Source organism: Cellulomonas sp. PSBB021 (assembly GCF_002240455.1).
Classification (GTDB): domain Bacteria; phylum Actinomycetota; class Actinomycetes; order Actinomycetales; family Cellulomonadaceae; genus Cellulomonas; species Cellulomonas uda.
Genome location: NZ_CP021430.1, coordinates 2,874,413 through 2,901,298, shown reverse-complemented (window position 1 = coordinate 2,901,298; position 26,886 = coordinate 2,874,413). Strand labels below are relative to the sequence as shown.

Sequence of the window (26,886 nt, the reverse complement as noted above, 5' to 3'; positions counted from 1 at the left end):
CGGGCGCGTGGTGCTGCTCTCCCTCGTCGCGTCGCACCGCGATCTCGACCTCGGGGTGCTCGAGCGTCTCTCCTCGGACGTGCACGCCGTGGGCCGCGAGCTCGTCGGCGCGTCGCCCTCGATCGCCGGTGCCGTCGTGCTCGCGACGTGCAACCGCTTCGAGCTGTACCTCGACGTCGCCGACGCCGAGCACGCACCCGAGGCCCGTGCCGCGGTCGCCGCGACCGTGGCCGCCCGCTCGGGCTACGACCCGACGCGCGTCGCCGAGCACCTCGCCGTGCACACGGGCACCGACTCGGCCGCGCACCTGTTCGCGGTCGCGAGCGGGCTCGAGTCGATGGTCGTCGGGGAGCGCGAGATCGCCGGGCAGGTGCGCCGCGCGCTCACGACGGCCCGCAAGGACGGCACGACGACGAGCGCGCTCGAGAGCCTGTTCCAGGCGGCGTCCCGCGTCTCGCGCAAGGTCGAGGGCCGCACCGGGCTCGGCGCGGCCGGCCGGTCCGTCGTCGGCGTCGCGCTGGACATCGCCGAGCGCGACCTGGTCGCGTGGCCGCAGGTGCGGTGCGTGCTCATCGGCACCGGCTCGTACGCGGGCGCGTCGCTCGCCGCGCTCAAGGCCCGCGGCTGCCGCGACGTGCGCGTCTACTCCCCGAGCGGTCGCGCGACGACGTTCGCGTCCGCACGCGGTGTCACGGCCGTGCCCGCGGGTGCCGACCTGGCCGCCGAGCTCGCCTGCGTCGACCTGGTGGTCGCGTGCTCCGGTGCTGCCGGCGCCGTCCTCACGGTCGACGCGCTCGCCGAGGCCCGCTCCGCGACGTCGCACCCGCTCACGGTCGTGGACCTTGCGCTGCGCCACGACGTCGACCCGGGCGTGCGGGAGCTGCCCGGTGTCCGCCTCGTGTCGCTGACCACCGTCGCCGAGCACGCGCCCGCCGAGCACGGTGCCGTGCTCGAGGCACGCGAGCTCGTCGGGAAGGCCGCGGCCGCGTACGAGGCCGAGCGCCGCGTGCGCGAGTGGAACCCCGCCGTGCTCGCGGAGCGGTCGCGCGTGCTCGGCGGGCTCGAGGCGGCCCTGTCCGCGCTGGCCGACGACGAGCGCGACGAGCGCACGGCGCGGGCTCTGCGCCGCCGCACCCGCGCCGCGCTGCACGGCCCGACGGTTCGTGCCCGCGAGGCCGCGCGCGCCGGGGACACGGCCGCCTACGCGGCCGCCCTCGCCGAGCTCGCGGCGATCAGCCCCCCACAGGTCCCCGTCCCCGCCTGACCCCCGTCCCCTTTCCGCCGACCCCGCGTCTCCTCCGGCTTCGGCGGCTCGTACCCGGAGCAACCGCGGTCTCGGCGGGGTGGTGGGACGTCGACCCTGCGGTTGCGCTGGGTGTGGTGGAGCAGAGCCGGAGGAAGGGCGGTGTCAGCGGGAGGAGCAGACGCGCGAACGGCCGTCCCGCGGGGGACGGCCGTTCTGTGGCGGTGGCTCGGGCGGGGAAGGGTGCCGCGAGCCGGTCAGCCCGGTGGGACTGCTCTGGCGGGACCGGGCTGGCTCGACCGCTCCGGCTCGACCGGTCTCCTGGAACTGCTCGGTGCCGGGCCGGGTCAGTAGGACTGCGTGGTGACCGGGCGGCGCAGCGCGCGGGACGGCCCGGGCGACCAGGTGTGGGGCACGACCTGGTTGGTCTGGATGTCGGTCAGCTCGGCGGCGTAGACCACGGCCTCGTAGACGCCGGCCTCGACGCGGTCGAGCCGCAGGTGCTCGGCGTGGTCGAGGTCGTCGCCGAGGTGCGAGATGCGCGCGACGACGTACCGCTGCGCGTCCTGCCACTGGTCGACGACGCGCACGGCGAGCCCGTTCCAGCGCGCGGTGAGGTCGAGCTCGAACAGCTCGGAGACGTCCTCGCGCGGGACGCGGCGGAACCAGCGGCCGGACGGCGCCTGGTGGAAGCCGGTCTCGGCGAGCGGCGGGTTGGCGAGCGCGAGGACCACGGTCTGCCCGCCGTCGACCACGTCGGCCTCGAGGTAGGCGCTGTGCCACTTGGCGACGGGGCCGACGCAGCGGGACAGCGACGCGAGCGCGGGCCGGTGGCCCAGGTGCGTGGCGGACCAGCCGGTCCCGACGTCGCCGTAGCGGGCGAGCAGCGTCGCGGAGCCGTCGGCGAACACGCGGACGAGCTCGGCGCCGGGGGTGACGCGCGAGTGGCGCAGCCACCACAGCGGCACGATGTACCCGGGGACGTCGCGGTACTGCAGCTGGGGGCCGGACTCGAAGCGGAGCAGGTCGATGTAGTGCGCGTCCGGGCGGAACGGCGAGCCGGGGTAGCCGAGGCCGTGGACCTCGAAGAGCTGCGCGGGCGTCGTCGCGAACGCGACGTCCTCGGCACGCACGACGTACCCGGCCATGCGGTCGTAGCCGTCCTCGAGGTGAGCCCGAGAGAGCGCGGGTGTGATCGCCTTCTGCATGAGGGTCATGGCGGCCTCGCCTACCGACTGGGGGGATGACGGTGCCCGTCAGAGCCCGGTCGGACCGGGCCGCAGAACGGGTAATTCGGACGGATCGGGCCCGATTCTGCAAGGAATCCGATCACATGTCCAGGTCGTCCCACCCGGAAGTGGCGGCGCGACCACGCGCGCAACCGTTTCGTTCCCCGAAAGTGTGACGATCACCACAATCCACCACACATCGGACCGCCGGGCCGCGGCCGCATGTGCCGCCCGGGCGACGGGGTCAGTCGTCGAGGTGCGCGACGAGCGCCGCGGCGAGCCCCGTGTAGGTGCCCGGCGTGAGCCGCGCGAGCCGCTCGGCCACGTCCGCGGGCAGCCCCAGTCCGCCGATGAACTCGCGCATGTCGTCGGCCGTGAGCCGGCGCCCGCGGGTGAGCTCCTTGAGCCGCTCGTACGGGTTCTCCATGCCGGTGACGCCCGCGACCGACGCCGCGCGCATCGCGGACTGCACGGGCTCGCCGAGCACCTCCCAGTTCTGGTCGAGCTCACGCTCGAGCAGCGCCGCGTCCACCGACAAGGCGCGCAGGCCTCGTCGGACGTTGTCGATCGCCAGCAGGCTGTGCCCGAACGCGGGGCCGATGTTGCGCTGCGTGGTCGAGTCCGTCAGGTCCCGCTGCAGGCGCGACGTGACCAGGGTCGAGGCGAGCGTGTCGAGCAGGGCCGACGAGATCTCGAGGTTGGCCTCGGCGTTCTCGAACCGGATCGGGTTGACCTTGTGCGGCATGGTCGACGAGCCGGTCGCACCCGCCACGGGGATCTGGATGAACACCCCGCGAGAGATGTACGTCCACACGTCGGTCGCCAGGTTGTGCAGCACGCGGTTGAAGCGCGCGACGTCGGCGTACAGCTCGGCCTGCCAGTCGTGCGACTCGATCTGCGTGGTCAGCGGGTTCCACGTCAGGCCCAGGTGCTCGACGAACGTGCGCGAGACCTCCTGCCAGTCGGCGCCCGGCACGGCGACCACGTGCGCCCCGTACGTGCCCGTCGCGCCGTTGATCTTGCCGAGGAACTCGTCGGCGCCGATGCGGCGCAGCTGGCGGCGCAGGCGGTGCGCGAGCACCGCGAGCTCCTTGCCGAGCGTGGTGGGCGTCGCGGGCTGACCGTGGGTGAGGGCCAGCAGGGGCTGCTCCGCGTGCTCGCGCGCGAGCTCCGCGACCTCGTCGGCCAGCGCGGTCGCGGCCGGGAGCCAGACCTCCTGCACCGCACCGCGCACCATGAGCGCGTACGACAGGTTGTTGACGTCCTCGCTGGTGCACGCGAAGTGCACGAGCTCGCCGACCGTCGGCAGCACCGTCTCGCCGAGCACGCCGGGCGCGGCCTCGAGCCGCCGCTTGAGGAAGTACTCGACCGCCTTCACGTCGTGCACCGTGACGCGCTCGATCTCGGCGAGCTCGGCGACCTCGTCGGGCCCGAACGTCGTCACCACGCCGCGCAGGTACGCCTGCTCCGCGTCGTTCAGCACGGGCGCGCCGGGCACCACGCGGTGCGTCGTCAGGTGGATGAGCCACTCGACCTCGACGTGCACGCGAGCCCGGTTGAGCGCGGCCTCCGACAGGTGGTCGACCAGCGGCGCGACCGTGGGACGGTAGCGGCCGTCGAGCGGGCCGAGCGCGATCGGGGGGGTGACGTCGGCGAGGCTCACGCGCGCGGGAGCCGGGGTGGCGGAGGTCATGGCGCCCATCATCCCAGCCGGTGCGCACGCTCGTCGTCGCGTCCGCGGTGCGGTCCGCAGGTCCGGTCGCGGGCCTGCGGCACGCGGGCGACCCACACCGGGGTGAACCGCCCAGCGCGCGGGCCGGTCCTCCCCACCGGGCGGGCCGGTCAGTACGGTGGTGCGGGCGCACGGCACGTGTGCGAGACGACAGACCTGCACGACGATCGGAGCCCGGTGGCACGTCAGGACGCGACGCGGGTGGCGGTCGTCGCCGGCGGCCTCGTGTCCGTGGCGGTGCTGGCCGCGGCGCTCGCCGGACCGTGGCGGCCCGCGACGCGCCCCGACTACCGCCTCGACCTCGGCCTCGACCTGCCCACCCGCACCCCCGAGCCGGAGTCGACGCCCGACGCGGTGCTGGACGGCGCGCAGCAGGCCGGCGACACGGCCACGTGGCTGAAGATCGGGTTCTTCGTGCTGCTGCTGGTCGCGCTCGCGGTGCTGGGTGCCTACCTCGCGCGGGCGGCGCGTCGATGGATGAACGCGAACCGCCCGCCGGACGTCGACCGCAGCGACCCGGGTGACGTGCTGCTCGGCGACATCGCGGACCTGGTGCGGCCCGCGCTCGCGGAGGGCGTCGAGGCGGCGGGTGACGCGCTGGACCGGCGCGTGCCGCCCGGTGACGCGGTGATCGCGGCATGGGTCGCGCTCGAGGACGCCGCCGAGGGCTCGGGCGTGGTGCGCGAGGCGGCGCAGACCGCGACGGAGTTCACGCTCGAGCTGCTCGACGCGACGCAGGCGGACGCGGACGCGAGCCGTGCGCTGCTGGGGCTGTACCTGGCCGCGCGGTTCTCGGAGCACGAGATCACGCCCGACGACGTGACGCGGGCGCGCGGCGCGCTCGAGGCGATCGGGGCGGGCGTCGGGCACCGCCGCGACGAGCACGCGGACGACGAGCACGATGACGACGAGCGCGCGCGCGGCGAGGCGGGCGCGTGAGCACCGCACGGACCCCGGGGCCGGCCGACCCGCCCGAGACCGCCGCGCCGCGGCCCGCCACCGCCCGGGCCGCGCTGCGCCGCTGGTGGGGCGTGCTGCTCGGCCTGGTGCTGGGCGGGGCGGTGGCCTACGCGGTGGGGATGGACACGTGGTCGTCGGTGGTCATGGCCGTGGGCGTCGCGGCGCTCGTCGTCGTCGCCCGCAGGCTGTCCGTGGGCATCGAGCCGGAGTGGGGCACGGAGCTGCGCCGCCGGCAGGCGGGTGCGCGCGGTGACCTGCAGGACCTCGCGTGGTCGATGGCGGGCCGCGACGGGCGTGCGGGCGAGCGGGCCATGCGCCGGCTGCGGGACGTGGCCGCGGTCCGGCTCGCCCGGCACGGCCTGGACCTGACGTCGGCCGACGACACGCCCGCGCTGCGCGCGCTGCTCGGCGACCGCGTGCTCGGGACGCTGCGCCGCCGCTCGTCGCCGCTGCCCACCGTGCGCGAGCTGCAGGACGCGCTCACCGCGCTCGAGGCGCTCGGCCCGCGCCCGGCCGACTCCCGCACCCCCGGCCTGCTGCTGCCCGAGCAGCCCGACGCCACCGCCGGGCCTGCCCCGCAGACCCACGAGAACCCCGATCCCGGGAGGAACCGATGACCGACCCGCAGCTGTCCGTCCCCGAGGTCGCGCAGCGCGGCCGGGCCGTGCTCGACGAGGTCGCCACGGCCGTCGTCGGGATGCGTGAGCCCCTGACCGTGGCGCTCGCGGCCATCCTGGCGAGCGGCCACGTGCTGTTCGAGGACGTGCCCGGCCTGGGCAAGACGCTCGCGGCGCGCTCGCTGGCGACCGCGCTGGGCCTGGACTTCCGGCGTGTGCAGTGCACGCCCGACCTGCTGCCCTCCGACATCACGGGCTCGTCGGTGTTCGACCCGGCGACGACGTCGTTCGAGTTCCGGCCCGGTCCGGTGTTCGCGGGTCTGCTGCTGGCGGACGAGATCAACCGCACCGCGCCGAAGACGCAGTCGGCGCTGCTCGAGGCGATGGCGGAGCGCCAGGTCACGGTGGACGGGGTGACGCGGCCGCTGCCGGACCCGTTCCACGTGGTCGCGACGTCGAACCCGGTGGAGTACGAGGGCACGTACCCGCTCCCGGAGGCGCAGCTCGACCGGTTCATGGTGCGGCTCGCGGTCGGGTACCCGGTCCGGGACGCGGAGGTCGACGTGCTCGCGCGGCGGCTCGAGCGGCGGCAGGAGGCCGCGCCCTTGCGCCAGGTGGTGGACCCGGCGACGCTGCGCGCGATGCAGCGCGGCGTCGAGGCGGTCGTGGTCGACGAGGACGTGCTGCGCTACTGCGTGGACCTCGCCGCGGCCACGCGCCGGCACGAGGCGGTCGAGGTCGGGGCGTCGCCGCGCGGGTCGCAGGCGCTCGTGCTGGTCGCGCGGGCGGTCGCGGTGCTCGCGGGCCGGGACTTCGTGGCGCCGGAGGACGTCAAGGCGGTCGCGGTCGCGACGCTCGCGCACCGGCTGTCGCTGACACCGCAGGCGTGGGCGTCGGGCCTCGCGCCGCAGCGTGTGGTCGAGGAGGTCCTGCGCGCGGTCGCGGGCCCGACGACGGCGAGGCGGGTGGACCCCGCGCGATGACCGGTCCGGTGCCCTCGTCGTCGGCCGGCGCGCCCGCCGTGGCCGAGCAGCCCGACGCACCCGCGTGGATGCGGGTGCGCGCGGTGACGTGGGGTGCGCTCGTGGGGCTCGTGCTCGTGCTCCTGGGCGCGTGGGCCGGGCGGGCGGACCTCGCGGTGATCGGTGCGCCGGTCGTCGTGTGGGCGGTGTGGTGCTGGACGGCGCGGCCGGTCGGGGACCTGCGGGTCGAGGTGGTCACGGACGCGACGACGACGCCGGGCGAGCTGAGCACGTCGGTGCGGGTCGCGGCGCCGGACGGCACGGCCGCAGTCGCGCTCGGGGTGCGGCGCGGGAACCGCACGCACGCGCGTGCGCTCGTCGCGGTGCGCGGCGGCGTGCGTGACGTGCCGTTCGTGGTGCGCACCGTGCGCACGGGCCCGCAGACGGTCGCCGAGGTCGACGCGCTGGGGCTCGGCGTGGGTGCCGCGAGCGTCTCGGAGGCGGCGGACCCGGCGGCGGGCGAGGCGCTCGTGCTGCCGGGCGTGCGTCCGCTCGCGGCGCTGCCCCTGCCGCCGCGCCTGCGCGGCCTGTCCGGCGGGCACGAGTCGCGGCGCCCCGGCGAGGGCGGTGGGCTGCGCGACGTGCACCCCTACACGCCCGGTGACCGGCTGCGGCGCATCGACTGGCGGGTCACGGCGCGCCGCTCGCCCCAGCTGCGCGAGCTGTACGTGCGGCGCGAGCACGCGCTCGCGGAGGCCGTGGTCATGCTCGTGGTCGACTCGCGCGACGAGGTCGGCCCCGACCCGCGCACGTGGGGCGGGTGGATGCGCCCGCGCGGCGCCGACCCGACGTCGCTCGACCTGGCGCGCACGGCCGCCTCCTCGCTCGCGCAGGCGTACCTCGACCAGGGCGACCGGGTGGGCCTCGACGACCTGGGTGCGCTGCGCCGGCCGTTGCCGCCGGGCGGAGGCCGCCGTCAGCTGGACCGGATCCGCAACGCGCTCGCGCTCACGCGGCCCGAGGGCGACCCGGTGCGCCGCACGCGCGCACCGCAGCTCCCCTCGGGGGCGCTCGTGCTGGTGTTCTCGACGTTCCTCGACGACCAGGCGGCCCACGCGGCCGCGCAGTGGCGGGCCGCGGGGCACCGGGTGGTGGCGGTGGACGTGCTGCCGACCGTGCGCGAGCACCTGCTGGACCGCCGTGAGCTGCTCGCGCTGCGGTTCGTGCGGCTCGCGCGCACGGACCGGCTCGCGGCGCTCGAGGACGCGGACGTGGAGATCGTGACGTGGCGCGACGAGCCGCAGGTCGCGCTCGCGGGCCTCGCGCGGCGCGCGCAGCGGCGGGCGGGGGCGGGGGCGCGATGAGGTCTACGACGAGGCGCCCGGGCGCGTTCGGGGCGTTCTTCCAGGGTCAGGAGCCGCCCGAGGCGGAGCCGGTGCTCGTCCGGCCGGTGCCCGGCTCGGTGCTGCAGGCCGGGTGCGCGGCGGTCGTCGCGGCGATGCTGCTGGTCGCGTGGTCCGTGGTCGGGCCGGTGTCGCTGCTCGCGGTGGGGCTGAGCGCGCTGGGCGGTGCGCTGGTCGCGGCCGTGCCGGGCGGCGCGCGGGTCGGGCTCGCGGTGCTCGCGGCGGGCGCGTTCGTGCTGGTCGGACCGCCCGCGTCGGTGGTGCAGACGATGCTGCTCGTGCTGCTGGTGCACCTCGCGGTGTGGGCGTGCGCGACGACGACGCGCGTGACGTGGCGGATGCGCGTCGAGCTCGACGTGGTGCTGGACGGGCTCGCGGGGGTCGCGCGGGTCCAGCTGCCCGCGCAGGTGCTCGTGGTGGTCGCGCTCGTCCTCGCCGGCCGGGACGTGACGAGCGACGCGTGGCGGCTGGTCGCGCTGCTCGCGGCCGCGCTGGTGGCGGCGGTGGTCCTGCCGCGCACGCGCGTGCGCGACTGACCGCGGGTCAGCGTCGGCGGGTCAGCGTCGGACGGTCAGCGTCGGCGGCTCTCCGGGATGGCGAGCGACAGCGCGAACGAGACGACCGAGACGACCAGCGCGCCGCCGACCGCCCACCAGAACCCGTCGATGCGCAGGCCCCAGTCGGTGAACTCGGTGACCCACTCGGTGAGCAGCAGCATGAGCGCGTTGACGACGAGCGTGAACAGCCCGAGCGTGAGGATGTAGAGCGGGATCGACAGCACCTGCACGATCGGCTTCACGACCGCGTTGACGACCCCGAAGATGAGCGCGATGAGCGCGATGATGCCGATCTTCTGACCCGTGGAGTCCGCGCCGACGATCTCGAGCCCGGACAGGATCACGGTCGCGAGCCAGATCGCGACGCCGTTGATGAGGACGCGCAGCAGGAAGGCCATGGGTCGATCGTGCCAGGTGCGTCGCGGGTCGGGGCCGTGACGGCGCACGGGTTCGCGCGCTAGCATCCGGCGCAGTTTCGGCGACGACGCCGAAAGCTCGATCGGAGAGTCGATGTCGCCTGCCGTCCCCGCGCGCCCCGGCCGCTCGCGCGCCACCGTGCGTCGCGCCCGCTCCCGCGCCGCCGTCCTGCTGCCGCTGCTGCTCGCCCTCCCGCTCGCCGCGTGCAGCGGCACGAGCGAGCCCGGCCCCGACGCGACCACCGCGCCAGCGCCGGCCCCGCTCGAGCCCGTGCTCGCGGAGATCGCGGGCGGGAGCGCGCTCGACATCGGCTTCGCGGTCGCGCCCGAGCGGCTCGACGAGCCCGAGTACCGCGAGATCGTCGACAAGCACGCCTCGCTCGTCGTCGCCGAGAACGTCATGAAGTGGGAGACCACGGAGGCCGCCGACGACGAGTGGGACTTCGCCGAGGGGGACCGCCTCGCCGAGTACGCGCGCAGCACGGGCAAGAAGCTGTACGGCCACACGCTCGTGTGGCACTCGCAGCTCCCCGCATGGGTCAAGGCGCTCGACGAGGACGCCATGCAGGAGGCCATGGAGGACCACGTCCGCACCCAGGCCGAGCACTTCCGCGGGCAGGTGTTCGCGTGGGACGTCGTCAACGAGGCGGTCGACGAGGACGGCTCGCGCCGCTCCGACTCGCCGTTCCAGGCCACGCTCGGCGACGACTACATCGCGGACGCGTTCGAGGTCGCGCACGAGGCCGACCCCGACGCGCAGCTCTGCTACAACGACTACGACATCGAGGGCGTCAACGCGAAGTCCGACGGCGTGTACGCGCTCGTCGAGGACCTGCTCGCCCGCGACGTGCCGATCGACTGCCTCGGCATCCAGGGGCACCTCACGGCCGGGAAGCTGCCCGACGACCTGCAGGAGAACATCCAGCGGTTCGTCGACCTCGGGCTGACCGTGCGGATCACCGAGCTCGACATCCGCGTCGAGACCCCCGCGAGCGACGAGGCCCTCGCGCAGCAGGCCGAGGACTACGCGAGCGTGGCGACCGCGTGCCTCGCGGTCGAGGGCTGCCTGGGCCTGACGGTGTGGGGCGTGACCGACCGGTACTCGTGGATCCCGATGTGGTTCGAGGGGTTCGGCGACGCGCTGCTGTGGGACGCGGACTACGAGCCGAAGCCCGCGTTCGACGCCCTGGTCGAGGCGGTCGGCAAGGGCCGGCCGGGCCGCACCGGCTGACGCGCCGACTCGGGCCGGCCGCGGACGTCCGACGGGCGAGGCGCCGGTCGGTGGCATCCTGGGCGCCGTGAGTCGCCCCGTGCTGCGCCGTGCCCTCGCCGAGCTGCCCGCCTACGTCCCCGGGGCGCGGTCCCCGGTCGGTGCCGCGGCGTTCAAGCTCTCGTCGAACGAGAATCCGTTCCCACCGCTGCCGTCCGTCATGGCGGCGATCGCGGACGCGGCGGTCGACGTCAACCGCTACCCGGACATGTACGCGACCGAGCTCACCGAGGCCGTCGCGCAGCAGCTGGGTGTCCCGGCGGAGTCGGTCGTCATGGGCTGCGGGTCCGTCGCGGTGCTCGGGCACGTGCTCACCGCGTTCTGCGAGGCGGGCGACGAGGTCGTCCTGCCGTGGCGTTCCTTCGAGGCGTACCCCATCGCGGTGACGCTCGCGGGCGCGGTGGCCGTCCCGGTCCCGGTGGCCGACGACGGGCGGCTCGACCTGCCCGCGCTCGCGGCCGCGGTCACGGACCGCACGCGCGTCGTGCTGGTGTGCACGCCCAACAACCCGACGGGCCCGGCGGTGCGCGCCGACGAGCTCGAGACGTTCCTGGACGCGGTGCCCGAGCACGTGCTCGTCGTGCTCGACGAGGCGTACGTCGAGTTCGTGCGCGACCCGCAGGCAGCCGACGGCCTCGCGGTGTTCGAGGCGCGGCGCAACGTGGTGCTGCTGCGCACGTTCTCCAAGGCGTACGGGCTCGCGGGCCTGCGCGTGGGGTACGCGGTCGCGCGGCCCCGGCACGCCGCGGGGATCCGTGCGGCGTCCACGCCGTTCGGCGTCTCGCACGTCGCTCAGCTCGCGGCGCTCGCGTCGCTGCGGGCGCGCGACGAGCTGCTGGCGCGCGTCGAGTCGATCGTCAAGGAGCGGGCGCGCATGCTCGACGGGCTGCGCGCGCAGGGCTGGACGGTGCCGGACTCGCAGGCGAACTTCGTGTGGCTGCCGGTCGGGGACCAGGCGAGCGCGCTCGCGGAGCGGTGCTCGCGCGCGGGCGTCGTCGTGCGGCCGTTCGCGGGCGACGGCGTGCGCGTGAGCGTCGGTGAGCGCGAGGCCACGGACCTGCTGCTCGGGGCGACCGCGGAGTGGCTCGCGCGCTGAGCGGGCTGGCGCCGGGTGGTGCGACGGGTGGTGCGACGGGCGGTGCACCTGGTGTGCACCGGGTGGTGCGGCGGCCGCTGTGGGGTCGCGACAAGTCGGGCGACGGATCGTTGTCGCAGGGGTTGCCTGGAACCTACGGATGCGTAGGCTACGGTGACGTAGGTTGGGCGATCCGCCCCTCCCCACGACGTCCCGGAGCGGCTGACCGCCGCCGCACGCGAAGGAGAACCGCGTGAGCTCGTCCGGCCTCCCGTACGCCTCGGCAGCCGCCCCTGCGGCCCCCTCGTCCCCCGCCGCCATCCCCGGCGGGTCGGCCGCGGCCCCCGTCCCCACCACGGACGGCCGGGCCGCGGCCCTTTCCTCGCCCGCACGGGCGTCGGCCCCCGGCGTCCTGCCCGCCGTCGAGGGCGGACCGCTCGCGGACGAGGGGCTCGTCCAGCTCCTCACGCCGTCCGGCGAGCGCGTCAGCCACCCCGAGTACGACGCGTACGTCGCGCACCTCACCGACGACGACCTGCGCGCGATGTACCGCGACATGGTGCTGACCCGCCGCTTCGACACCGAGGCCACCGCGCTGCAGCGCCAGGGCGAGCTCGCGCTGTTCGCGCAGGCGCTCGGCCAGGAGGCCGCGCAGGTCGGCTCCGGCCGCGCGCTCAAGCCGCAGGACCACGTCTTCCCGAGCTACCGCGAGCACGGCGTCGCGCACGTGCGGGGCGTCGAGCTCACGCAGGTGCTGCGCCTGTTCCGCGGCGTCGACCACGGCGGCTGGGACCCGGTCGCGCACGGCTTCCACCTGTACACGCTGGTCATCGGCTCGCACGCGCTGCACGCGACCGGCTACGCGATGGGCGTGCAGCGCGACGGCCTCGTCGGGACCGGCGACGACGAGCGGGACACCGCGGTCGTCGCGTACTTCGGCGACGGCGCGACCTCGCAGGGCGACGTGAGCGAGGCGCTCGTGTTCGCCGCGGTCAACCAGGCGCCCGTCGTCCTGTTCTGCCAGAACAACCAGTGGGCGATCTCCGAGCCGACCACGCGCCAGGCCGCCGCACCGATCGCGGCCCGCGCCCCCGGCTTCGGGATCCCCGCGGTGCGGGTCGACGGGAACGACGTGCTCGCCAGCTACGCCGTCACCGCCGCCGCGCTCGAGCGCGCACGCCGCGGCGACGGCCCGACGTTCGTCGAGGCGTTCACCTACCGGATGGGCGCGCACACCACGTCCGACGACCCGTCCCGCTACCGCAGCTCCGAGCAGGAGGAGCACTGGCGCCGACGCGACCCGATCGACCGCCTGCGCACGCACCTCGAGGCGCGCGGCGCACTGCCGGCCGCGTTCGTCGACGGCCTGCAGGCGGAGGCCGACGCGTTCGGCGAGCACCTGCGCACCGCGGTGCGCGCCATGGGCCACCCGTCGTCCGCGTCGATGTTCGAGCACGTCTACGCGACGCCGCACGCGGGCGTCGAGGCCGACCGCACGTGGTTCGAGACGTACGAGTCCTCGTTCCTGGACGCCCGCGAGGGGAGCCACCGATGACGACGACGATCTTCGACGCGATGACCGGCAGCGCGCAGCCCCGCGCCGCGGCGGCCGGGGCGTCCGCACCGGCGGCCCCCGCGGACTCGTCGGCCCCCGCGACACCCGCGCGCGCCGCCTCGTCGGCCGCACCCGTCCCCACCGGGACCCAGCGCCTGACGTTCGCCAAGGCCATCACGCTCGGCCTGCGGCGCGCGCTCGCCGACGACCCGAAGGTCCTGCTCATGGGCGAGGACATCGGGCGGCTCGGCGGCGTCTTCCGCGTGACCGACGGGCTGCAGGCCGAGTTCGGCGAGGACCGCGTGGTCGACACCCCGCTCGCCGAGTCGGGCATCGTCGGGACCGCGATCGGGCTCGCCATGCGCGGCTACCGGCCGGTCGTCGAGATCCAGTTCGACGGGTTCATCTTCCCCGCGTACGACCAGATCACGACGCAGCTCGCCAAGATGCACTACCGGTCCAAGGGCGCGCTGCAGCTGCCCGTCGTCATCCGCGTGCCCTACGGCGGCGGGATCGGCGCGGTCGAGCACCACAGCGAGTCGCCCGAGGTGCTGTTCGCGCACACCGCCGGCCTGCGCGTGGTGACGCCGTCCAGCCCCGCCGAGGCCTACGCGCTGATCCAGCAGGCCGTCGCGTCGCCCGACCCCGTGCTGTTCTTCGAGCCCAAGGGCCGCTACTGGGAGAAGGGCGACGTCGACCTCGACGCCGCCGCCCCCGCGCCGCACGGCGCCGCCGCGACCGGCATGGACCGCGCGCGCGTCGTGCGGACCGGGACCGACCTGACGCTCGTCGCGTACGGGCCGACCGTGGCGACCGCCGTCAAGGCCGCCGAGGCCGCCGCCGCCGAGGGGACCAGCATCGAGGTGGTCGACCTGCGCACGCTGTCGCCGCTCGACACCGCGACCGTCGCCGAGTCGGTGCGCCGCACCGGCCGCTGCGTCGTCGTGCACGAGGCACCCGTCACCTACGGCAGCGGCGCCGAGGTCGCGGCCCGCATCACCGAGGACTGCTTCTTCCACCTCGAGGCCCCCGTGCTGCGCGTCGGCGGGTTCCACACGCCGTACCCCGTCGCGAAGATCGAGCACGACTACCTGCCCGGCCTGGACCGCGTGCTCGACGCCGTGGACCGCGCGCTCGCGTTCTGACCCCCAGGAGACCTCACGTGCCGACGTACCAGCAGTTCCCCCTGCCCGACGCGGGCGAGGGCCTCACCGAGGCGGAGATCGTCACGTGGCTCGTCGCCGTCGGTGACACCGTCGAGGTCAACCAGACGATCGTCGAGATCGAGACCGCGAAGTCGCTCGTGGACCTGCCGAGCCCGTGGGCCGGTGTGGTGACGCGGCTGCTGGTGGAGACCGGCACGACCGTGGACGTGGGCACGCCGATCATCGAGATCGACACCGACCCCGACGGCACGGCACCGGCCGACCGGCCGGGAGGTGCGTCCGACCAGCGCGCGTCCGACGAGCGTGCGTCCGACGAGCGTGCGTCCACGCGGGCCGACGAGCCCGCGCCGACGACCGGCGCGGTCCGGCACGTCGGCGGCGGGCTGCGGCGCAGCGGCGTCGAGCCGGGCGGTGCGGACGAGATCGAGGCGGCCCGCGAGGCGCGCGCAGCCGCGTCCGAGCCCGCTGCCTCTGGACCCGCTGCCTCTGGACCCGCTGCCCCCGAGGCGCGCGAGTCGGTGCTCGTCGGGTACGGGCTCGCCGAGGGCACCGGGGCGCGCCGCGCGCGGGGTGACGCCGGCGCCGCATCGGCCGTGACACCGGCCGTCGCGCCCGCCGCGACACCCGTGGCCGCGCCGTCACGCCCCACGCACGCGCTCGCCAAGCCCCCCGTGCGCAAGCTCGCGCGCGAGCTCGGCGTCGACCTCGACTCGCTGACCCCCACCGGCCCGGGCGGGATCGTCACGCGTGAGGACGTGCTCGCGCACGCCGCACAGGCCGAGGCCCGCACGCTCGCGACCTACCCGGGCGACGACCAGCCGTGGCTCGCGTCCGGCACCGTGTCGTCCGACGGGCGCCAGACGCGCGTCCCGGTGAAGTCCGTCCGCAAGCGCACCGCGGAGGCCATGGTCACCTCGGCGTTCACGGCGCCGCACGTCACGGTGTTCCACACGGTCGACGTGACGCGCACCATGAAGCTCGTCGAGAAGCTGCGCGGCGACAAGGAGTTCGCGGACGTGCGTGTCACGCCGCTGCTGATCGCCGCGAAGGCGCTGCTGCTCGCGGTCCGCCGTCACCCGGAGATCAACGCGAGCTGGGACGAGGACTCGCGCGAGATCGTCTACAAGCACTACGTGAACCTCGGCATCGCGGCGGCCACGCCGCGCGGTCTCGTCGTGCCGAACGTCAAGGACGCGCACCGCCTCGGCCTGCACGAGCTCGCGGCCGCGCTCGGCGAGCTGACGTCCACCGCCCGCGCCGGCCGCACGTCGCCCGCGGACATGACCGACGGCACGATCACCATCACCAACGTCGGGGTGTTCGGCATCGACACGGGGACGCCGATCCTCAACCCGGGTGAGGCGGCGATCCTCGCGTTCGGCGCGATCCGCGAGCAGCCGTGGGTGCACAAGGGCAAGATCAAGGTCCGCTCCGTGACGCAGCTCGCGCTGAGCTTCGACCACCGCCTCGTCGACGGTGAGCTCGGCTCGCGCGTGCTCGCGGACGTCGCGTCCGTGCTCGCCGACCCGGCGCAGGGCCTCGTCTGGGGCTGAGCCCCGTCAGTCCCGACGCTCGGGCGACGAGCCTGCGCCCAGGTCCAGGCCGGCGAGCTCGGCGAGCTCGGTGAGGTCCGGGCGCTGGCCCCACCGCGTGAAGAACGTCGTCGACGTGCCCTGACCCGCCCCCGGGGTGGTGGACGTGATGTCGATCCGCGCGGTCGGGCCGGGCGTCGCGGTCCACACGACGAGCTCGTCGGTGGTGCTCTGCGCGAGCGACGCGAACGGTGCGTCCGCGCGGATCGCCCACAGCGTCGTCGTCGTCCCGTCGGCGAGCTCGACCTCCTCGCGGCCCGCGACGGTGAAGCCCGGTGCGAGCCGGATCATCGCGGCGAGGAACTCCGGCTCGAGGGACGTTCGCAGGATGTCGACGCCCTGCGCGACCAGCGCGGCCTCGGAGTCGCCGCCCGGGTCGCCCTCGACCCAGCCCGTCCCGTCCTGCTGCCACCCGCGGTCCGGCGTGAACGCGACACGGCCGCCCGGGTCGCGGTCCAGCACCCCGTGCAGGCCCTCCGGCGTCAGCACCCAGTCGACGAGCGTGGTGGTGCCCGCCAGGCGGATCTCCTCGTGCCCGCTGCCGGCCCAGCGCATGTGGTCGGCCAGGCACGTCGCGAGCGCGTCGCTCGTCACGGCGGTGCCCTCGACCAGCTCGATCGCGGTGCACGACGCGGGTGCGACCGGCGCCGGGTCCGCGGGGTTCGCACCCGTCGCCTCCGGGCCCGGCGGGGTGCCCGCGCCGGCGGGGCCCGTCGTGGTGACGGTCGGCGCCGGGCGGGTCGCGTCCGCCCCGTCCGGGGACGACGAGCACGCGGCCAGGAGGGAGCCCGAGCCGAGCGTGACGAGCCCGACGAGCGACGCGAGGAGCCGGGGCGCGGCGGCCGCGCGGGTCGAGGTGGAGGTCATGACGTCGAGACCCTCGACGAGAGGGGACCGAACGGTCAAACCGGGCCCGGCACCTGAGACGGCCCGGCCTGACGGGCTCGCACCCGCGGCGGACGGGTCAGACGGGCCGACGCCGCTCGGCCAGCAGCGCCGCGGCGCCCGCGACCACCGCGAGCACCTCCGTGACCGCCGACACCGTCTCGGGCCAGCCGCCCCACACCGACTGCACCCCGAACAGGCCGTCCGGCAGGTACACCGCGAGCAGGAAGCCGACGAGCGTCGACAGCCCGTACGCCACCGCGCCCAGCAGCGGCAGCGGCGAGCGCCACACCAGCACCAGCACCGCGAGCACGAGCCCGCCGACGCCCTGCAGCCAGAACGCCGTCTCGAGCCAGTTCCCCGTCCCGCCGCCGTACCCCTGCGAGCCCACCAGGTACAGGTGCACCGCGCCCGAGGCGGCCACCGCGAGCGCGGTCAGCAGCCGCCAGGGCCAGGCCACCGGGCGCGTCGCGGCCACCGGTCCGCCGGCCACCTCACGCCGTCCCGGAGAAGACCGCGCCGTCCTTGACGTGCACCGCGACCGCCGGCAGCGGCTCCTTCGCCGGACCCGAGACAGGCGTGCCGTCCAGCTGGAACGTCGAGCCGTGGCACGGGCAGTCCAGCTCACCCTCCGCAGGCTGCACCGTGCACCCCTGGTGCGTGCAGATCGCGCTCAGCGCCGTGACCGTGCCCGCCGTCTCCTGCACGAGCAGCAGCTTCTGCCCGCCGGCCTCGACGAGGAGCGCGCCCCCGACGGGCACGTCCGCGACCTGCGCGAGCGCACCGTCCGCGCCCGACCCCGTGCCTCCGCCGGCTCCCGGGGTCGTCGCGCCGCCGGCGTCCGCCGTGCCGCCGCACGCGGCGAGCACCACGACACCCGCCGCGGCCAGGGTCACGCCGCCCGCGCCGCGCAGGACCTGGCGTCGGTCGAGGCAGCCGGTACAGCCGTTCGTGTGCTCGTCGTGCGGCGCGTCCTGATGCGGTGCGTCCTGCTCGGCACCCTGCTCTGCGGGTGCGGGTCGGGTCGTCGTGCGGGTCATCTGCGCCTCCGGACGCTCGCGTGCGTGGCTCGGGACTTCCTGCCGTGCTCTGCGCGGGCTCGTGACCGGGTGCGCAGTGACGACGACCGCCGGTCGGCAGCCGCTGGTGGAGACGCTAGGGCGGATGGCTGTGCGTCACCTGCCGGTGAGCAACAATCGCTGCCCATGGATGTGTTCCCCGCCACACCGGAGTGCTCCGCGGGGGGTCCCCCGGCGCGGGTGGGGGATCCTGAGGGCGTGCAGTGCGTGAGACGTCGGAGCGTGAGCGGTCGGGCGGTGGCCGGTCGCGCCGTCGTCGGTGGTGCGGTCGTCGGTCGCAGGGGCGCGTGATGTCCGTCGGGCGTGCCGCCGGGCCCGGGCCGTGGCGGACCACCGTGCTCGTCGTCGTGGCCGTCGCCGCGGCCGTCGTCGGGATCGCGTTCTCGGGTGCCGCGCTGCCCGCGCTCGTGCTCGACCCCGGACCCGTCGTCCGGTGGGGGCTGCCCGTCGCGGAGACGCTCGGCGAGGTCCTGGCGGCGACGACGATCGGCGCGCTCGTCCTCGCGGTCTGCGTCCTGCCCCGGCGCGAGGAGCGCGCCGCCGGCGCCCGCCGCCCCGCCCGCGCGACGCCCGCCGCCGACGGAGCCGCCTACCCGCACAGCCCGCTCGTCGCCGCGTGGGCCGCGGGCGGGTGGACGCTCGCCGCGACCGCGCAGCTCGTCCTGTCCTACGCCAACGTCGCCGGGACCTCGCTCACCGACCCGCAGTTCGGCGACGAGCTGTGGCTGTTCGCCACGCAGATCGAGCTGGGCCGCACGCTCGGCACCGTCGTCGTGCTGGCCGCCGTCACCACCGCGCTCGCCATGGTCGTGCGCACCCCCACGGGCGCCGCCTGGACCCTGCTGCTCGGCGTCGTCGCGCTCTGGCAGCTCGCGCAGCTCGGGCACGCCGCCGGCGCCGCGGGGCACGACCTCGCGACCTCCGCGCTGTTCGTGCACCTCGTCGGCGCCGCCGTGTGGATCGGGGCGCTCGCCGCGCTGGCCGTGCTCGTGCGTGTCGTCGGGCGCGACCTCGCCCCGGCCGTCGCCCGGTACTCCGTGATCGCCGGGTGGTGCGTGGCCGCCGTGGCCGTGTCCGGGCTCGTGAGCGCGTGGCTGCGCATCGGGTCGCTCGCCGGGCTCGACAGCCGGTACGGCGTGCTGCTCGTGGTGAAGGTCGCCCTGCTCGCCGCGCTCGCCGGGCTGGGGCTGCTGCACCGTCGTCGGACCGTGAGCGCGCTCGCCGACCGCACCACGGCCTCGTCGGCCGGCGCATCTGCCCCCCGGCTCGGTGCGACGGGCCTGTTCTGGCGGCTCGTGCTCGTCGAGCTCGTCGTCATGGGCGCCGTGTCCGGTGTCGCGGTCGCGCTCGCGTCGAGCCCGCCGCCCGTGCCCGAGGAGCCCCCCGCCGCGCCCACGCCCGCCTACCAGGTCACCGGGCACCCGCTCCCGCCCGAGCCCACGTTCGCGCGGTGGTTCACCGAGTGGCGCTGGGACCTGCTGCTCGCGTTCGCGACCGTCGCCGGGATCGTCGTGTACCTGCGCTGGGTCCGGCGGCTGCGGCGACGCGGCGACGCGTGGCCGTGGGCGCGCACCGCCTCGTGGACCGTCGGCCTGCTGCTGTTCGGCTGGACGACGAACAGCGGACCCGCGACCTACGGGCACGTGCTGTTCAGCGCCCACATGATCCAGCACATGGTGCTCGCGATGGTCGTGCCCGTGTTCATCGCGCTCTCCGCACCCGTCACGCTCGCGCTGCGCGCCCTGCCCGTGCGCTCCGCTGCCCTCGCCGGCGACGTGTCCCGCGGACCCCGCGAGTGGCTGCTCGTGCTGGTGCACAGCCGCCTCGGCTCGTTCTTCGCGCACCCCGTCGTCGCCGCGGTGAACTTCGTCGTGTCGATGCTGCTCTTCTACTACACCGGGCTGTTCGAGTGGTCGCTGCGCAGCAGCGTCGGGCACCTGTTCATGGTCGTGCACTTCTCGCTCGCCGGGTACCTGTTCGTCAACTCGCTCGTCGGGATCGACCCCGGCCCCCGGCGCCTGGGCTACCCGCAGCGGCTGCTCACGCTGTTCGCCACCATGGCGTTCCACGCCTTCTTCGGTGTCTCGCTCGTCTCGAGCGAGTCGCTGCTCGTCGCGGACTGGTTCGGCCTGCTCGGCCGCCCCTGGGGCGCGTCCGCGATCGCCGACCAGCAGACCGGCGGTGCGATCACGTGGGGCATCGGCGAGCTCCCCACGCTCGCGCTCGCCATCGGCGTGGCCCTGGCCTGGTCCCGGGACGACGACCGCCGCGCACGTCGGCGCGACCGCCGCACGCGCGACGAGGACCCCGAGCTCGACGCGTACAACGCGATGCTCCAGTCCCTCGAGGCCCGCAACCCCACCACCCCCTGACCCCCCACCCCCTGACCCCCCACCCCCTGACCCCCCACCCCCTGACCCACCACCCCCTGACCCACCACCCCCTGACCCACCACCCCCTGACCCACCACCCCCTGACCCCCGCCCCGGCCCACCCCACCCCCGACCCCGCGGTTGCTCCGGCTCTGCCGCGCCATACCCGGACCAGCGACGGTCTCGTCGTCGACCGGACTGCCGACCCCGTCGTTGCTCCGGCTCTGCTGCCCCATACCTGGCGCAACGACGGTCTCGTCGCCCGCGCGTCTGCCGACCGTCCTCCCGTCGACCCCGTCCTCCCGTCGACCCCGTTCTCCCGTCGACCTCGTCCTCCCGTCGACCTCGCGCTCCCATCGACTTCGCGCTCCCGCCGACCCTGCGGTTGCTCCGGCTCTGGCCCGCGGTAGCCGGAGCAACGACGGTCTCGTCGTCGACCGGTCTGCCGACCCCGTGCTTGCGCCGGCTCTGCTGCGCCATACCCGGAGCTACGACGGTCTCGTCGGTCGGACGTGGGGCGCAGACCTCGGGGTGGTCGGGGCGGTCCGGGTCAGCGAGGTCTGCTCGTCCGGATGGTCAGCGGGTGAGGGCGCGGCGGACGTGGTTCGGGATGCGCAGCGTGCCGAGGTCCGGCCACGCGAAGCGCAGCAGGTCCACCCACCCGACCGACGCGATCCGGTTCTGGCGCGTGCGGTCGGCGAGCACGGCGTCCGGTGACGTGTGGAACTCCTCCCCGTCGAGCTCGACGACGAGCCACCGCCCCCCACGCAGCCGCCACGCCAGGTCGCCGCGCACCACTCCCGCGTCGTCGGGTGGGCGGATCTCGAGCTGCAGCTCGTCGGGCGCAAGACCCTCGTCGATGCACTCGAGGCGTGCGAAGCTCTCGAACGGCGACTCGGCCCGTCCGTCGACGTACGGCCACCAGGTCCGCACCCGCTGCACACCGCGGCGGCGCCCCATCCGGCCGAGCAGCGACGCGACCTCGTCGGGCTCGAGCAGGCGGCGGTGCAGGACGTCGTCCACCACCGCGAGCCCGTTCCGGCGCGGGAGCTCCGGGAGCGTCCTGACGAGGGCGTCGGCCAGGCCGGCGATCCGTCGGTCGCCGACGGGGACCGTGGCGACCGGGTCGAAGCACCGGGCACGGGCGCCGTCGCGTGCGCGTCGGGCGGACCCCTCCGGCAGCGCCGCCTCCGGGCGGATCGTCGCGGGCAGACCCCGCACGCCGTGCAGCGCGAGCGCACTCGCGCCGACCGCCACCGCCGCGTCCGGACCGTAGGCGAGCATCGCCAGCCACGCGGCTCGTCGTCGGCGTCCGTCGGGTGTGGTCGGGCTCACCGGGCTCACGTCGTAGACGCCGCGTGTCACCCGAGCCCACCGCCCGTCCGCGACGAGGCGGCTCCGGGTGTCCCGGCGCAGCCCGAGGTCGTCGCACTGGCGGCTGCTGAGCAGCCCCTCCTGCCGGAGCGCGAGCGCCCGGGCGTCGTCGGGGAGTGTGATGGTCCGCACGGTCACAGGACACCGCGTCGCGCGGCCGGGACGGTCGGCGCTGCGCGCGACCTGTGGATGCACCTGCCCCGTCGAGGGGCTGTGGTCGGGTGGCGACGAAGGCGTCACGGCCGCGACACCGGCCGATCGTGCGGCCGATCCCGCCATCCCTCCGGCTCGCGCCGCCCAGACCCTGCGCAACCGCGGGGTCGCGGAGGACGGTCCGGCCGAGACCGGGGTTGTTCCGGGTGTGGCGGGGCTGAGCCTGAGCAACCACGGGGTCGTGGGGGACGGTCCGGTCGAGACCGGGGTTGTTCCGGGTGTGGCGGGGCTGGGGCGGAGTAAGCGCGGGGTCGCGGGGAGCGGGCCGTCGAGACCGGGGTTGTTCCGGGATCCGGCGCGGTGGGGTCGGCCGAGGCGTCGGGGGCGGGATGGGGTGGGGGGTGGTGTGGGGGTGGGGTGGTAGGACGGGGGGATGAGGATCGCTGAGCTGGAGGAGTACGTCGGGATCCCGCGGGTCGGTGGGCTCGCGCTGTCACCCGACGGGGAGCGGCTCGTCGTCGGCGTCTCGACGCTCGACGCGAAGAAGACCGCGTACGTGACCGCGCTGTGGGAGGTCGACCCGGCGGGCGAGAGGCCCGCGCGCAGGCTGACCCGGTCGGCGAAGTCGGAGGGCGGGGCGGCGTTCACGGCCGCCGGTGACCTGCTGTTCACGAGCGCCCGCCCGGACCCGGCGGCGAAGGACGGGGACGACGAGAACCCGCCGGCGCTGTGGCTGCTGCCGCGGGACGGTGCGGAGGCGCGGGTGGTCGCGGCGCGCAAGGGCGGGCTCGGTGGCCCGACGACGGCGGATGCGGCTGACGTCGTGCTGCTCACGGGTGACGTGCTGACGCGCGCCGCCGACGAGGAGCAGGACGAGAGGCTGCGCAAGGACCGTAAGGAGAAGAAGGTCGGCGCGATCCTGCACGACGGGTACCCCGTGCGGTTCTGGGACCACGACCTGGGCCCCGGCTTCCCGCACCTGTTCACCGCGGACGTCTCCGCGCTGGTCACGGGCGCCGACGACGCGCCGCTGGCGGGTCAGGACGAGCCCCGGCTGACGCTCGCCGACCGCACCCCGCAGGTGGGTGCGGCGCTGGTCGAGCAGCACGCGGCGATCTCCCCGGACGGCACGACGCTCGTCACGGGCTGGAACCGGCCGCGGGCGCGCGGTGACCAGCGCAGCGTGCTCGTCGTGGTCGACGTGGCGTCCGGTGAGCGCCGCACGCTCGTCGAGGACGACGCGTTCGACGCGTTCTCGCCGGTGGTGTCGCCCGACGGCCGGTGGGTCGTGTTCGGGTACGAGACGATCTCGACGCCGCACCTGGCGCCGCGCGTCGGGCTGCGGCTGGTGCCGCTCGCGGGTGGCGACTCGCGGGTGGTCGCGGCGGACTGGGACCGGTGGCCGGGAAGCCCGGTGTGGCTCCCGGACTCGTCGGGGCTGCTGGTCGTCGCGGACGACGAGGGCCGCGCGCCGGTGTTCCGGGTGGACCTGGGCGACGCCGGTGCGCCGGACACGGTCACGCGCGTGACCAGCGACGACGCGGCGTTCACGGACGTGCGGGTGGCTCCCGACGGGCGCACGGCGTACGCGCTGCGCTCGTCGTACCTCGCGCCCGCGCACCCGGTGCGGATCGACCTGACGAGCGTCCCGACGCAGGCCGTGGCGCTGCGGTCGCCGGCGCCGACACCCGAGCTGCCGGGGCGTCTCGAGGAGGTCACGGCCACGGTCGCGGACGGGCGTCGGGTGAGGGCGTGGCTCGCGCTGCCCGAGGGTGCGGACGCCGCGAGCCCGGCGCCGCTGCTGCTGTGGATCCACGGCGGGCCGCTCGGCTCGTGGAACGCGTGGTCGTGGCGCTGGAACCCGTGGCTGCTGGTCGCCCGGGGGTACGCGGTGCTGCTGCCGGACCCGGCGCTGTCGACGGGGTACGGGCAGGACTTCGTGCAGGCGGGATGGGGTGCGTGGGGCGAGGCGCCGTTCACCGACCTCATGGCGGTCACGGACGTCGCGGAGCAGCACGAGGCGGTCGACGAGACGCGCACGGCGGCGATGGGCGGCTCGTTCGGCGGGTACATGGCGAACTGGGTCGCGGGGCACACGGACCGGTTCCGGGCGATCGTGACGCACGCGAGCCTGTGGGCGCTGGACCAGTTCGGCCCGACGACGGACGCGGCGTTCTACTGGCAGCGGGAGATGACGGAGCAGATGGCGTCGGAGGCGTCGCCGCACCGGTTCGTCGAGCGGATCCGCACGCCGATGCTCGTCATCCACGGGGACCGGGACTACCGGGTGCCCATCGGCGAGGGGCTGCGGCTGTGGTACGAGCTGCTCGCGAAGTCGGGTCTGCCGGCCGACGACGAGGGGCGCTCGCCGCACCGGTTCCTGTACTTCCCGGACGAGAACCACTGGGTGCTGCAGCCGCAGCACGCGGTGGTCTGGTACGCGACGGTCGAGGCGTTCCTGGCCGAGCACGTGCTCGCTCGGACGGGTGACGACGCGGTGGCGTACCCGGACGTCCTGGGCTGAGAACCGGGACGAAAGGGACGTTCGGCGAGCGGTTCGTGCCGGCGCGGGCGAGACTCCGAGATCTGGGCGCGGCCTGACGGCCGTCGACGAAGGGAGTCACGCATGGGTATCGGTGGCGGCATCGGGCTGCTCGTGATCGGCGCGATCCTGGCCTTCGGGGTGAGGGACGCGATCGACGGCGTCAACCTGACGGTGATCGGGTACATCTGCATGGGTGCGGGCGCGCTCATGCTCATCCTCGCGCTGGTGCTGAACTCGCAGCGCACCAGGACGTCGCACACGGCCGTGGTGGAGCACCGGGAGGTGCCGCCGCCGACGGTGTGACCAGTGCTGGTCCGACGACGGGCGCCGCGTGGCCGACGGGCTGCGCGGCGCCTTCGTCGTCCCGGGCGCGGCTCGCGTCCCGGCATCTGGACGGCGGTCGAGTGAGCATAGGCATCCTTACTTCGTGGCGTACTGTTCCTGACAGCACGTCATCACCGTGCGACCACGACCGAGAGAGACGCCCGTGACGACGACCTCCGTGCCTGGAGGCAGCACCCACCTCCCGCTGGACCAGCCGCTGTCCCACGCACTGCGCGAGGGCACCCGCGAGGTGCACGGCGAGGCCGAGGGCATGGCGTTCATCGAGGCGCTCATGGGCGGCCGGCTCGGGCAGGACGCCTACACCGCGCTCGCGGTCCAGCAGCTCGCGATCTACGCGGCGCTCGAGAACGCGGGCGCCACGCTGCGGGCGGCGGGCGGCGACCACGGCCTCGTGTTCGACGAGCTGACGCGACTGCCCGCGATCGAGTCGGACCTCGCGCACCTGATCGGCCCGGACTGGGCGGCGCGGGTCGAGCTGCTGCCCGCGACCCGGGCCTACGCTCAGCGGCTCACCGCGTGCTCGTCGGACCTCACGCTGTACGCGGCGCACGCCTACACGCGCTACCTCGGCGACCTCTCGGGCGGCCAGGTGGTCAAGCGCATGGTGCAACGCCACTACGGCGTGCCGGACCAGGGCGTCTCGTTCTACGACTTCCCCGAGATCCACCGGCTCAAGCCGTTCAAGGACGTGTACCGCGAGCGCCTCGACGCGCTGCCCCTCGACGACGAGCGGCGCGCCGCGACCGTCGCGGAGGCGCGGGTGGCCTTCCGGCTGAACCAGGCGGTCTTCGCGGGTCTCGGCGAGCGGTTCGTCGCCGCCTGACCCTCTGTCGCGGCCTCGTCGGGCGGTCCGACGCGGGCGATTTGTGCGGAACGAGTGATTCGGGTGCCGCGAGGTGTCCGCGAGGCGTCCCGGCACGCGATGATGTCCCCGTGACGCCACGGGTGACGGCCGGAGCGCGCGCGGACCGACGAGCCGCGGCGGCTCTCAGCGGTGTCCGCGGCTTCGCCATGGCCGCCCGCAGGCTCGAGCACGCGCGTTCGCTCGACGAGGTCGTGCAGACCGCGGCGGCCGTCGCGGCCGAGGTGCTCCAGGCCCGGCTGGCGGCCACGTGCCGCATCGAGCAGGAGACGCTGCACGTGCTGCACACCGAGCCGGCCACGGACCCGCGCCAGGTCTGGCGGCTGCGCGGCTCGTACCGCGCGGAGGACCGGCCCGCGCTGCGCCGGCTCATCCGGGAGCGGGAGTCGTGGATCGCGCACGCGCAGGACGTCACCGGGGCACCCACGCAGCCGGGCGACCCGGACGCGGGTGACCCGGTCGAGATCGAGATGCTGCAGCAGGTCGGCGCCGCGAGCTCGCTGGCCGCGCCGATCGTCGTGAACGGTGCCGTGTGGGGCGAGCTGTTCGCGATGCGCGGGCCGGAGAACGGGCTCTTCACGATCGACGACCTCGCCCGTGCCGAGGTCGTCGCGGCGCTGGCGGCGGGTGCGATCGCGCGTGTCGACCTCGAGGAGCAGATCCGCCACCTCGTCGCCGACGACCCGCTGACCGGGCTGTCGAACCGCCGCGTCGCCGACACGGCCGCGGAGGCCGCGCTCGAGTCGGGCGAGGAGGTCTGCATCGTCATGTGCGACGTGGACGGCCTCAAGCGCGTGAACGACGAGCTGGGCCACGACACGGGTGACGACCTGCTGCGCTCGGTCGCGGACGTGCTGCGCCGCGCCGCGGACCGTCTGCCGGGCTCGACGGCCGCCCGCCTCGGCGGCGACGAGTTCTGCCTGGTCACGGTGGGCCACCACCGGGCCGAGGTCGCGGAGGTCATGTCCAGCACCACGTCGGACTTCCCGCTGCCGCACGGCGCCGCGATCTCCTACGGCCTCGCGTCGACCGCGATCACGGGGGAGATCTCGGCGCGCAACCTGTTCCGGCGGGCGGACATCGCGCAGTACCGCGTGAAGCGCGCGCGGGCCCGGGCACGTGCGTCGGCGGTGCCGATCGCGGACCCGTCGGTCACGGCCGAGCGGGTCGTCGTCGCGGGTGCCGCCGCGATCACCGCGGCGCAGTCCGGCGCGGTGCCGCGCCTGTGCGCGATGGCCGCGGCGACCACCGAGACGCTCGGCGGGTCGGCGTGGGCCGTGCTCATGCAGCGGGACGGGGCCGCGTCCGCGATCGCGCGGGGTGGGAGCCCCGCCGACGGGGAGAGCGAGCAGCTCGTCACGCAGGTGGTGCACGGGTCGTGGCTCGTCGAGATCGGCTCGTCCCCCAACGCCGCGCAGGGTCCGGTGGTCACGACCGCGCTGCACGCCCTGACGGCGGTCGCCATCGAGGGCGCCTCCTGACGGACGGGCCGGT

General features: G+C 75.3%; 23 protein-coding genes. 16 read left to right on the top strand and 7 right to left on the bottom strand.

Going from position 1 to position 26,886, the window contains the following annotated elements:
• Nucleotides 1-7: 7 nt before the first annotated feature.
• Entirely contained in the window at nt 8-1,264 is a 1,257-nt protein-coding gene (locus tag CBP52_RS13380; protein WP_094181370.1) for a glutamyl-tRNA reductase, read from the top strand.
• 326 nt (nt 1,265-1,590) lie between these two features.
• On the opposite strand, the gene CBP52_RS13375 is transcribed toward CBP52_RS13380, so the two are convergent.
• Both CBP52_RS13375 and purB read right to left on the bottom strand, forming a co-directional pair.
• Complete coding sequence (locus CBP52_RS13375; RefSeq protein WP_094181369.1) at nt 1,591-2,460, bottom strand: hypothetical protein; 870 nt, start codon at nt 2,458-2,460, stop codon at nt 1,591-1,593.
• Nucleotides 2,461-2,716: 256 nt separating this feature from the next.
• Nucleotides 2,717-4,165 carry an adenylosuccinate lyase gene (gene purB, locus CBP52_RS13370; protein ID WP_094182386.1) on the bottom strand — a complete coding sequence of 483 codons (1,449 nt, stop codon included), beginning with the start codon at nt 4,163-4,165 and terminating at the stop codon, nt 2,717-2,719.
• Nucleotides 4,166-4,381: 216 nt separating this feature from the next.
• Between purB and CBP52_RS13365 the strand changes: the two genes are divergently transcribed.
• The 5 genes from CBP52_RS13365 to CBP52_RS13345 are packed head-to-tail and all read left to right on the top strand — an operon-like array spanning nt 4,382 to nt 8,682.
• The gene (locus CBP52_RS13365) at nt 4,382-5,143 is read left to right on the top strand and encodes a DUF4129 domain-containing protein (protein WP_094181368.1); all 762 of its coding nucleotides are present in this window, start codon (nt 4,382-4,384) and stop codon (nt 5,141-5,143) included.
• A complete protein-coding gene (locus CBP52_RS13360) occupies nt 5,140-5,781 on the top strand; it encodes a hypothetical protein (protein WP_094181367.1) in 642 nt (213 codons plus the stop codon). Before CBP52_RS13365 ends, CBP52_RS13360 begins: the two co-directional genes overlap by 4 nt.
• Nucleotides 5,778-6,764: a MoxR family ATPase gene (locus CBP52_RS13355; protein ID WP_094181366.1), complete on the top strand. Its 987-nt coding sequence runs from the start codon at nt 5,778-5,780 to the stop codon at nt 6,762-6,764. Before CBP52_RS13360 ends, CBP52_RS13355 begins: the two co-directional genes overlap by 4 nt.
• A complete protein-coding gene (locus tag CBP52_RS13350) occupies nt 6,761-8,107 on the top strand; it encodes a DUF58 domain-containing protein (protein WP_094181365.1) in 1,347 nt (448 codons plus the stop codon). Before CBP52_RS13355 ends, CBP52_RS13350 begins: the two co-directional genes overlap by 4 nt.
• Nucleotides 8,104-8,682 (top strand): hypothetical protein, encoded by a 579-nt coding sequence (locus CBP52_RS13345; protein WP_157732629.1) that lies wholly within the window; start codon nt 8,104-8,106, stop codon nt 8,680-8,682. The genes CBP52_RS13350 and CBP52_RS13345 overlap by 4 nt, the downstream gene beginning before the upstream one ends.
• Nucleotides 8,683-8,717: 35 nt before the next feature.
• Here the strand turns inward: CBP52_RS13345 and CBP52_RS13340 are convergent, their stop codons facing one another.
• Nucleotides 8,718-9,101 (bottom strand): phage holin family protein, encoded by a 384-nt coding sequence (locus CBP52_RS13340; protein WP_094181363.1) that lies wholly within the window; start codon nt 9,099-9,101, stop codon nt 8,718-8,720.
• A gap of 112 nt (nt 9,102-9,213) precedes the next feature.
• Between CBP52_RS13340 and CBP52_RS13335 the strand changes: the two genes are divergently transcribed.
• From CBP52_RS13335 to CBP52_RS13315, 5 genes are all read left to right on the top strand, one after another.
• Nucleotides 9,214-10,350 carry an endo-1,4-beta-xylanase gene (locus CBP52_RS13335; RefSeq protein WP_094181362.1) on the top strand — a complete coding sequence of 379 codons (1,137 nt, stop codon included), beginning with the start codon at nt 9,214-9,216 and terminating at the stop codon, nt 10,348-10,350.
• 67 nt (nt 10,351-10,417) lie between these two features.
• Complete coding sequence (hisC, locus tag CBP52_RS13330; protein ID WP_094181361.1) at nt 10,418-11,485, top strand: histidinol-phosphate transaminase; 1,068 nt, start codon at nt 10,418-10,420, stop codon at nt 11,483-11,485.
• A gap of 298 nt (nt 11,486-11,783) precedes the next feature.
• The gene (pdhA, locus tag CBP52_RS13325; protein WP_094182385.1) at nt 11,784-13,019 is read left to right on the top strand and encodes a pyruvate dehydrogenase (acetyl-transferring) E1 component subunit alpha; all 1,236 of its coding nucleotides are present in this window, start codon (nt 11,784-11,786) and stop codon (nt 13,017-13,019) included.
• Nucleotides 13,016-14,164, top strand: a complete 1,149-nt coding sequence (locus CBP52_RS13320; RefSeq protein ID WP_232514497.1) for an alpha-ketoacid dehydrogenase subunit beta — start codon at nt 13,016-13,018, stop codon at nt 14,162-14,164. Before pdhA ends, CBP52_RS13320 begins: the two co-directional genes overlap by 4 nt.
• A 17-nt stretch (nt 14,165-14,181) precedes the next feature.
• The gene (locus CBP52_RS13315) at nt 14,182-15,738 is read left to right on the top strand and encodes a dihydrolipoamide acetyltransferase family protein (protein WP_094181360.1); all 1,557 of its coding nucleotides are present in this window, start codon (nt 14,182-14,184) and stop codon (nt 15,736-15,738) included.
• Nucleotides 15,739-15,744: 6 nt separating this feature from the next.
• Here CBP52_RS13315 and CBP52_RS13310 read toward each other — a convergent pair whose 3' ends face one another.
• The 3 genes from CBP52_RS13310 to CBP52_RS13300 form a co-directional block, all read right to left on the bottom strand.
• Nucleotides 15,745-16,644 carry a hypothetical protein gene (locus tag CBP52_RS13310; RefSeq protein WP_094181359.1) on the bottom strand — a complete coding sequence of 300 codons (900 nt, stop codon included), beginning with the start codon at nt 16,642-16,644 and terminating at the stop codon, nt 15,745-15,747.
• A gap of 97 nt (nt 16,645-16,741) precedes the next feature.
• A complete protein-coding gene (locus CBP52_RS13305) occupies nt 16,742-17,140 on the bottom strand; it encodes a hypothetical protein (RefSeq protein WP_094182383.1) in 399 nt (132 codons plus the stop codon).
• Between the two features lie 16 nt (nt 17,141-17,156).
• Nucleotides 17,157-17,702, bottom strand: a complete 546-nt coding sequence (locus CBP52_RS13300; RefSeq protein WP_094181358.1) for a ubiquinol-cytochrome c reductase iron-sulfur subunit — start codon at nt 17,700-17,702, stop codon at nt 17,157-17,159.
• A gap of 329 nt (nt 17,703-18,031) precedes the next feature.
• Here CBP52_RS13300 and CBP52_RS13295 point away from each other — a divergent pair, with 329 nt between their 5' ends.
• The gene (locus tag CBP52_RS13295) at nt 18,032-20,113 is read left to right on the top strand and encodes a cytochrome c oxidase assembly protein (protein WP_094181357.1); all 2,082 of its coding nucleotides are present in this window, start codon (nt 18,032-18,034) and stop codon (nt 20,111-20,113) included.
• 576 nt (nt 20,114-20,689) lie between these two features.
• Here the strand turns inward: CBP52_RS13295 and CBP52_RS13285 are convergent.
• On the bottom strand, nt 20,690-21,619 hold the full coding sequence (locus CBP52_RS13285) for a type IV toxin-antitoxin system AbiEi family antitoxin domain-containing protein (protein ID WP_157732627.1): 930 nt from the start codon (nt 21,617-21,619) through the stop codon (nt 20,690-20,692).
• A 454-nt stretch (nt 21,620-22,073) separates the two neighbouring features.
• On the opposite strand from CBP52_RS13285, the gene CBP52_RS13280 reads away from it, so the two are divergent.
• From CBP52_RS13280 to CBP52_RS13265, 4 genes are all read left to right on the top strand, one after another.
• Nucleotides 22,074-24,164 carry an alpha/beta fold hydrolase gene (locus tag CBP52_RS13280; protein WP_094181355.1) on the top strand — a complete coding sequence of 697 codons (2,091 nt, stop codon included), beginning with the start codon at nt 22,074-22,076 and terminating at the stop codon, nt 24,162-24,164.
• A 102-nt stretch (nt 24,165-24,266) separates the two neighbouring features.
• A complete protein-coding gene (locus tag CBP52_RS13275) occupies nt 24,267-24,488 on the top strand; it encodes a DUF6458 family protein (protein ID WP_094181354.1) in 222 nt (73 codons plus the stop codon).
• 184 nt (nt 24,489-24,672) lie between these two features.
• Nucleotides 24,673-25,353 (top strand): heme oxygenase (biliverdin-producing), encoded by a 681-nt coding sequence (locus tag CBP52_RS13270; protein WP_232514496.1) that lies wholly within the window; start codon nt 24,673-24,675, stop codon nt 25,351-25,353.
• 110 nt (nt 25,354-25,463) lie between these two features.
• Nucleotides 25,464-26,873 carry a diguanylate cyclase gene (locus tag CBP52_RS13265; protein ID WP_232514495.1) on the top strand — a complete coding sequence of 470 codons (1,410 nt, stop codon included), beginning with the start codon at nt 25,464-25,466 and terminating at the stop codon, nt 26,871-26,873.
• Nucleotides 26,874-26,886 lie beyond the last annotated feature (13 nt).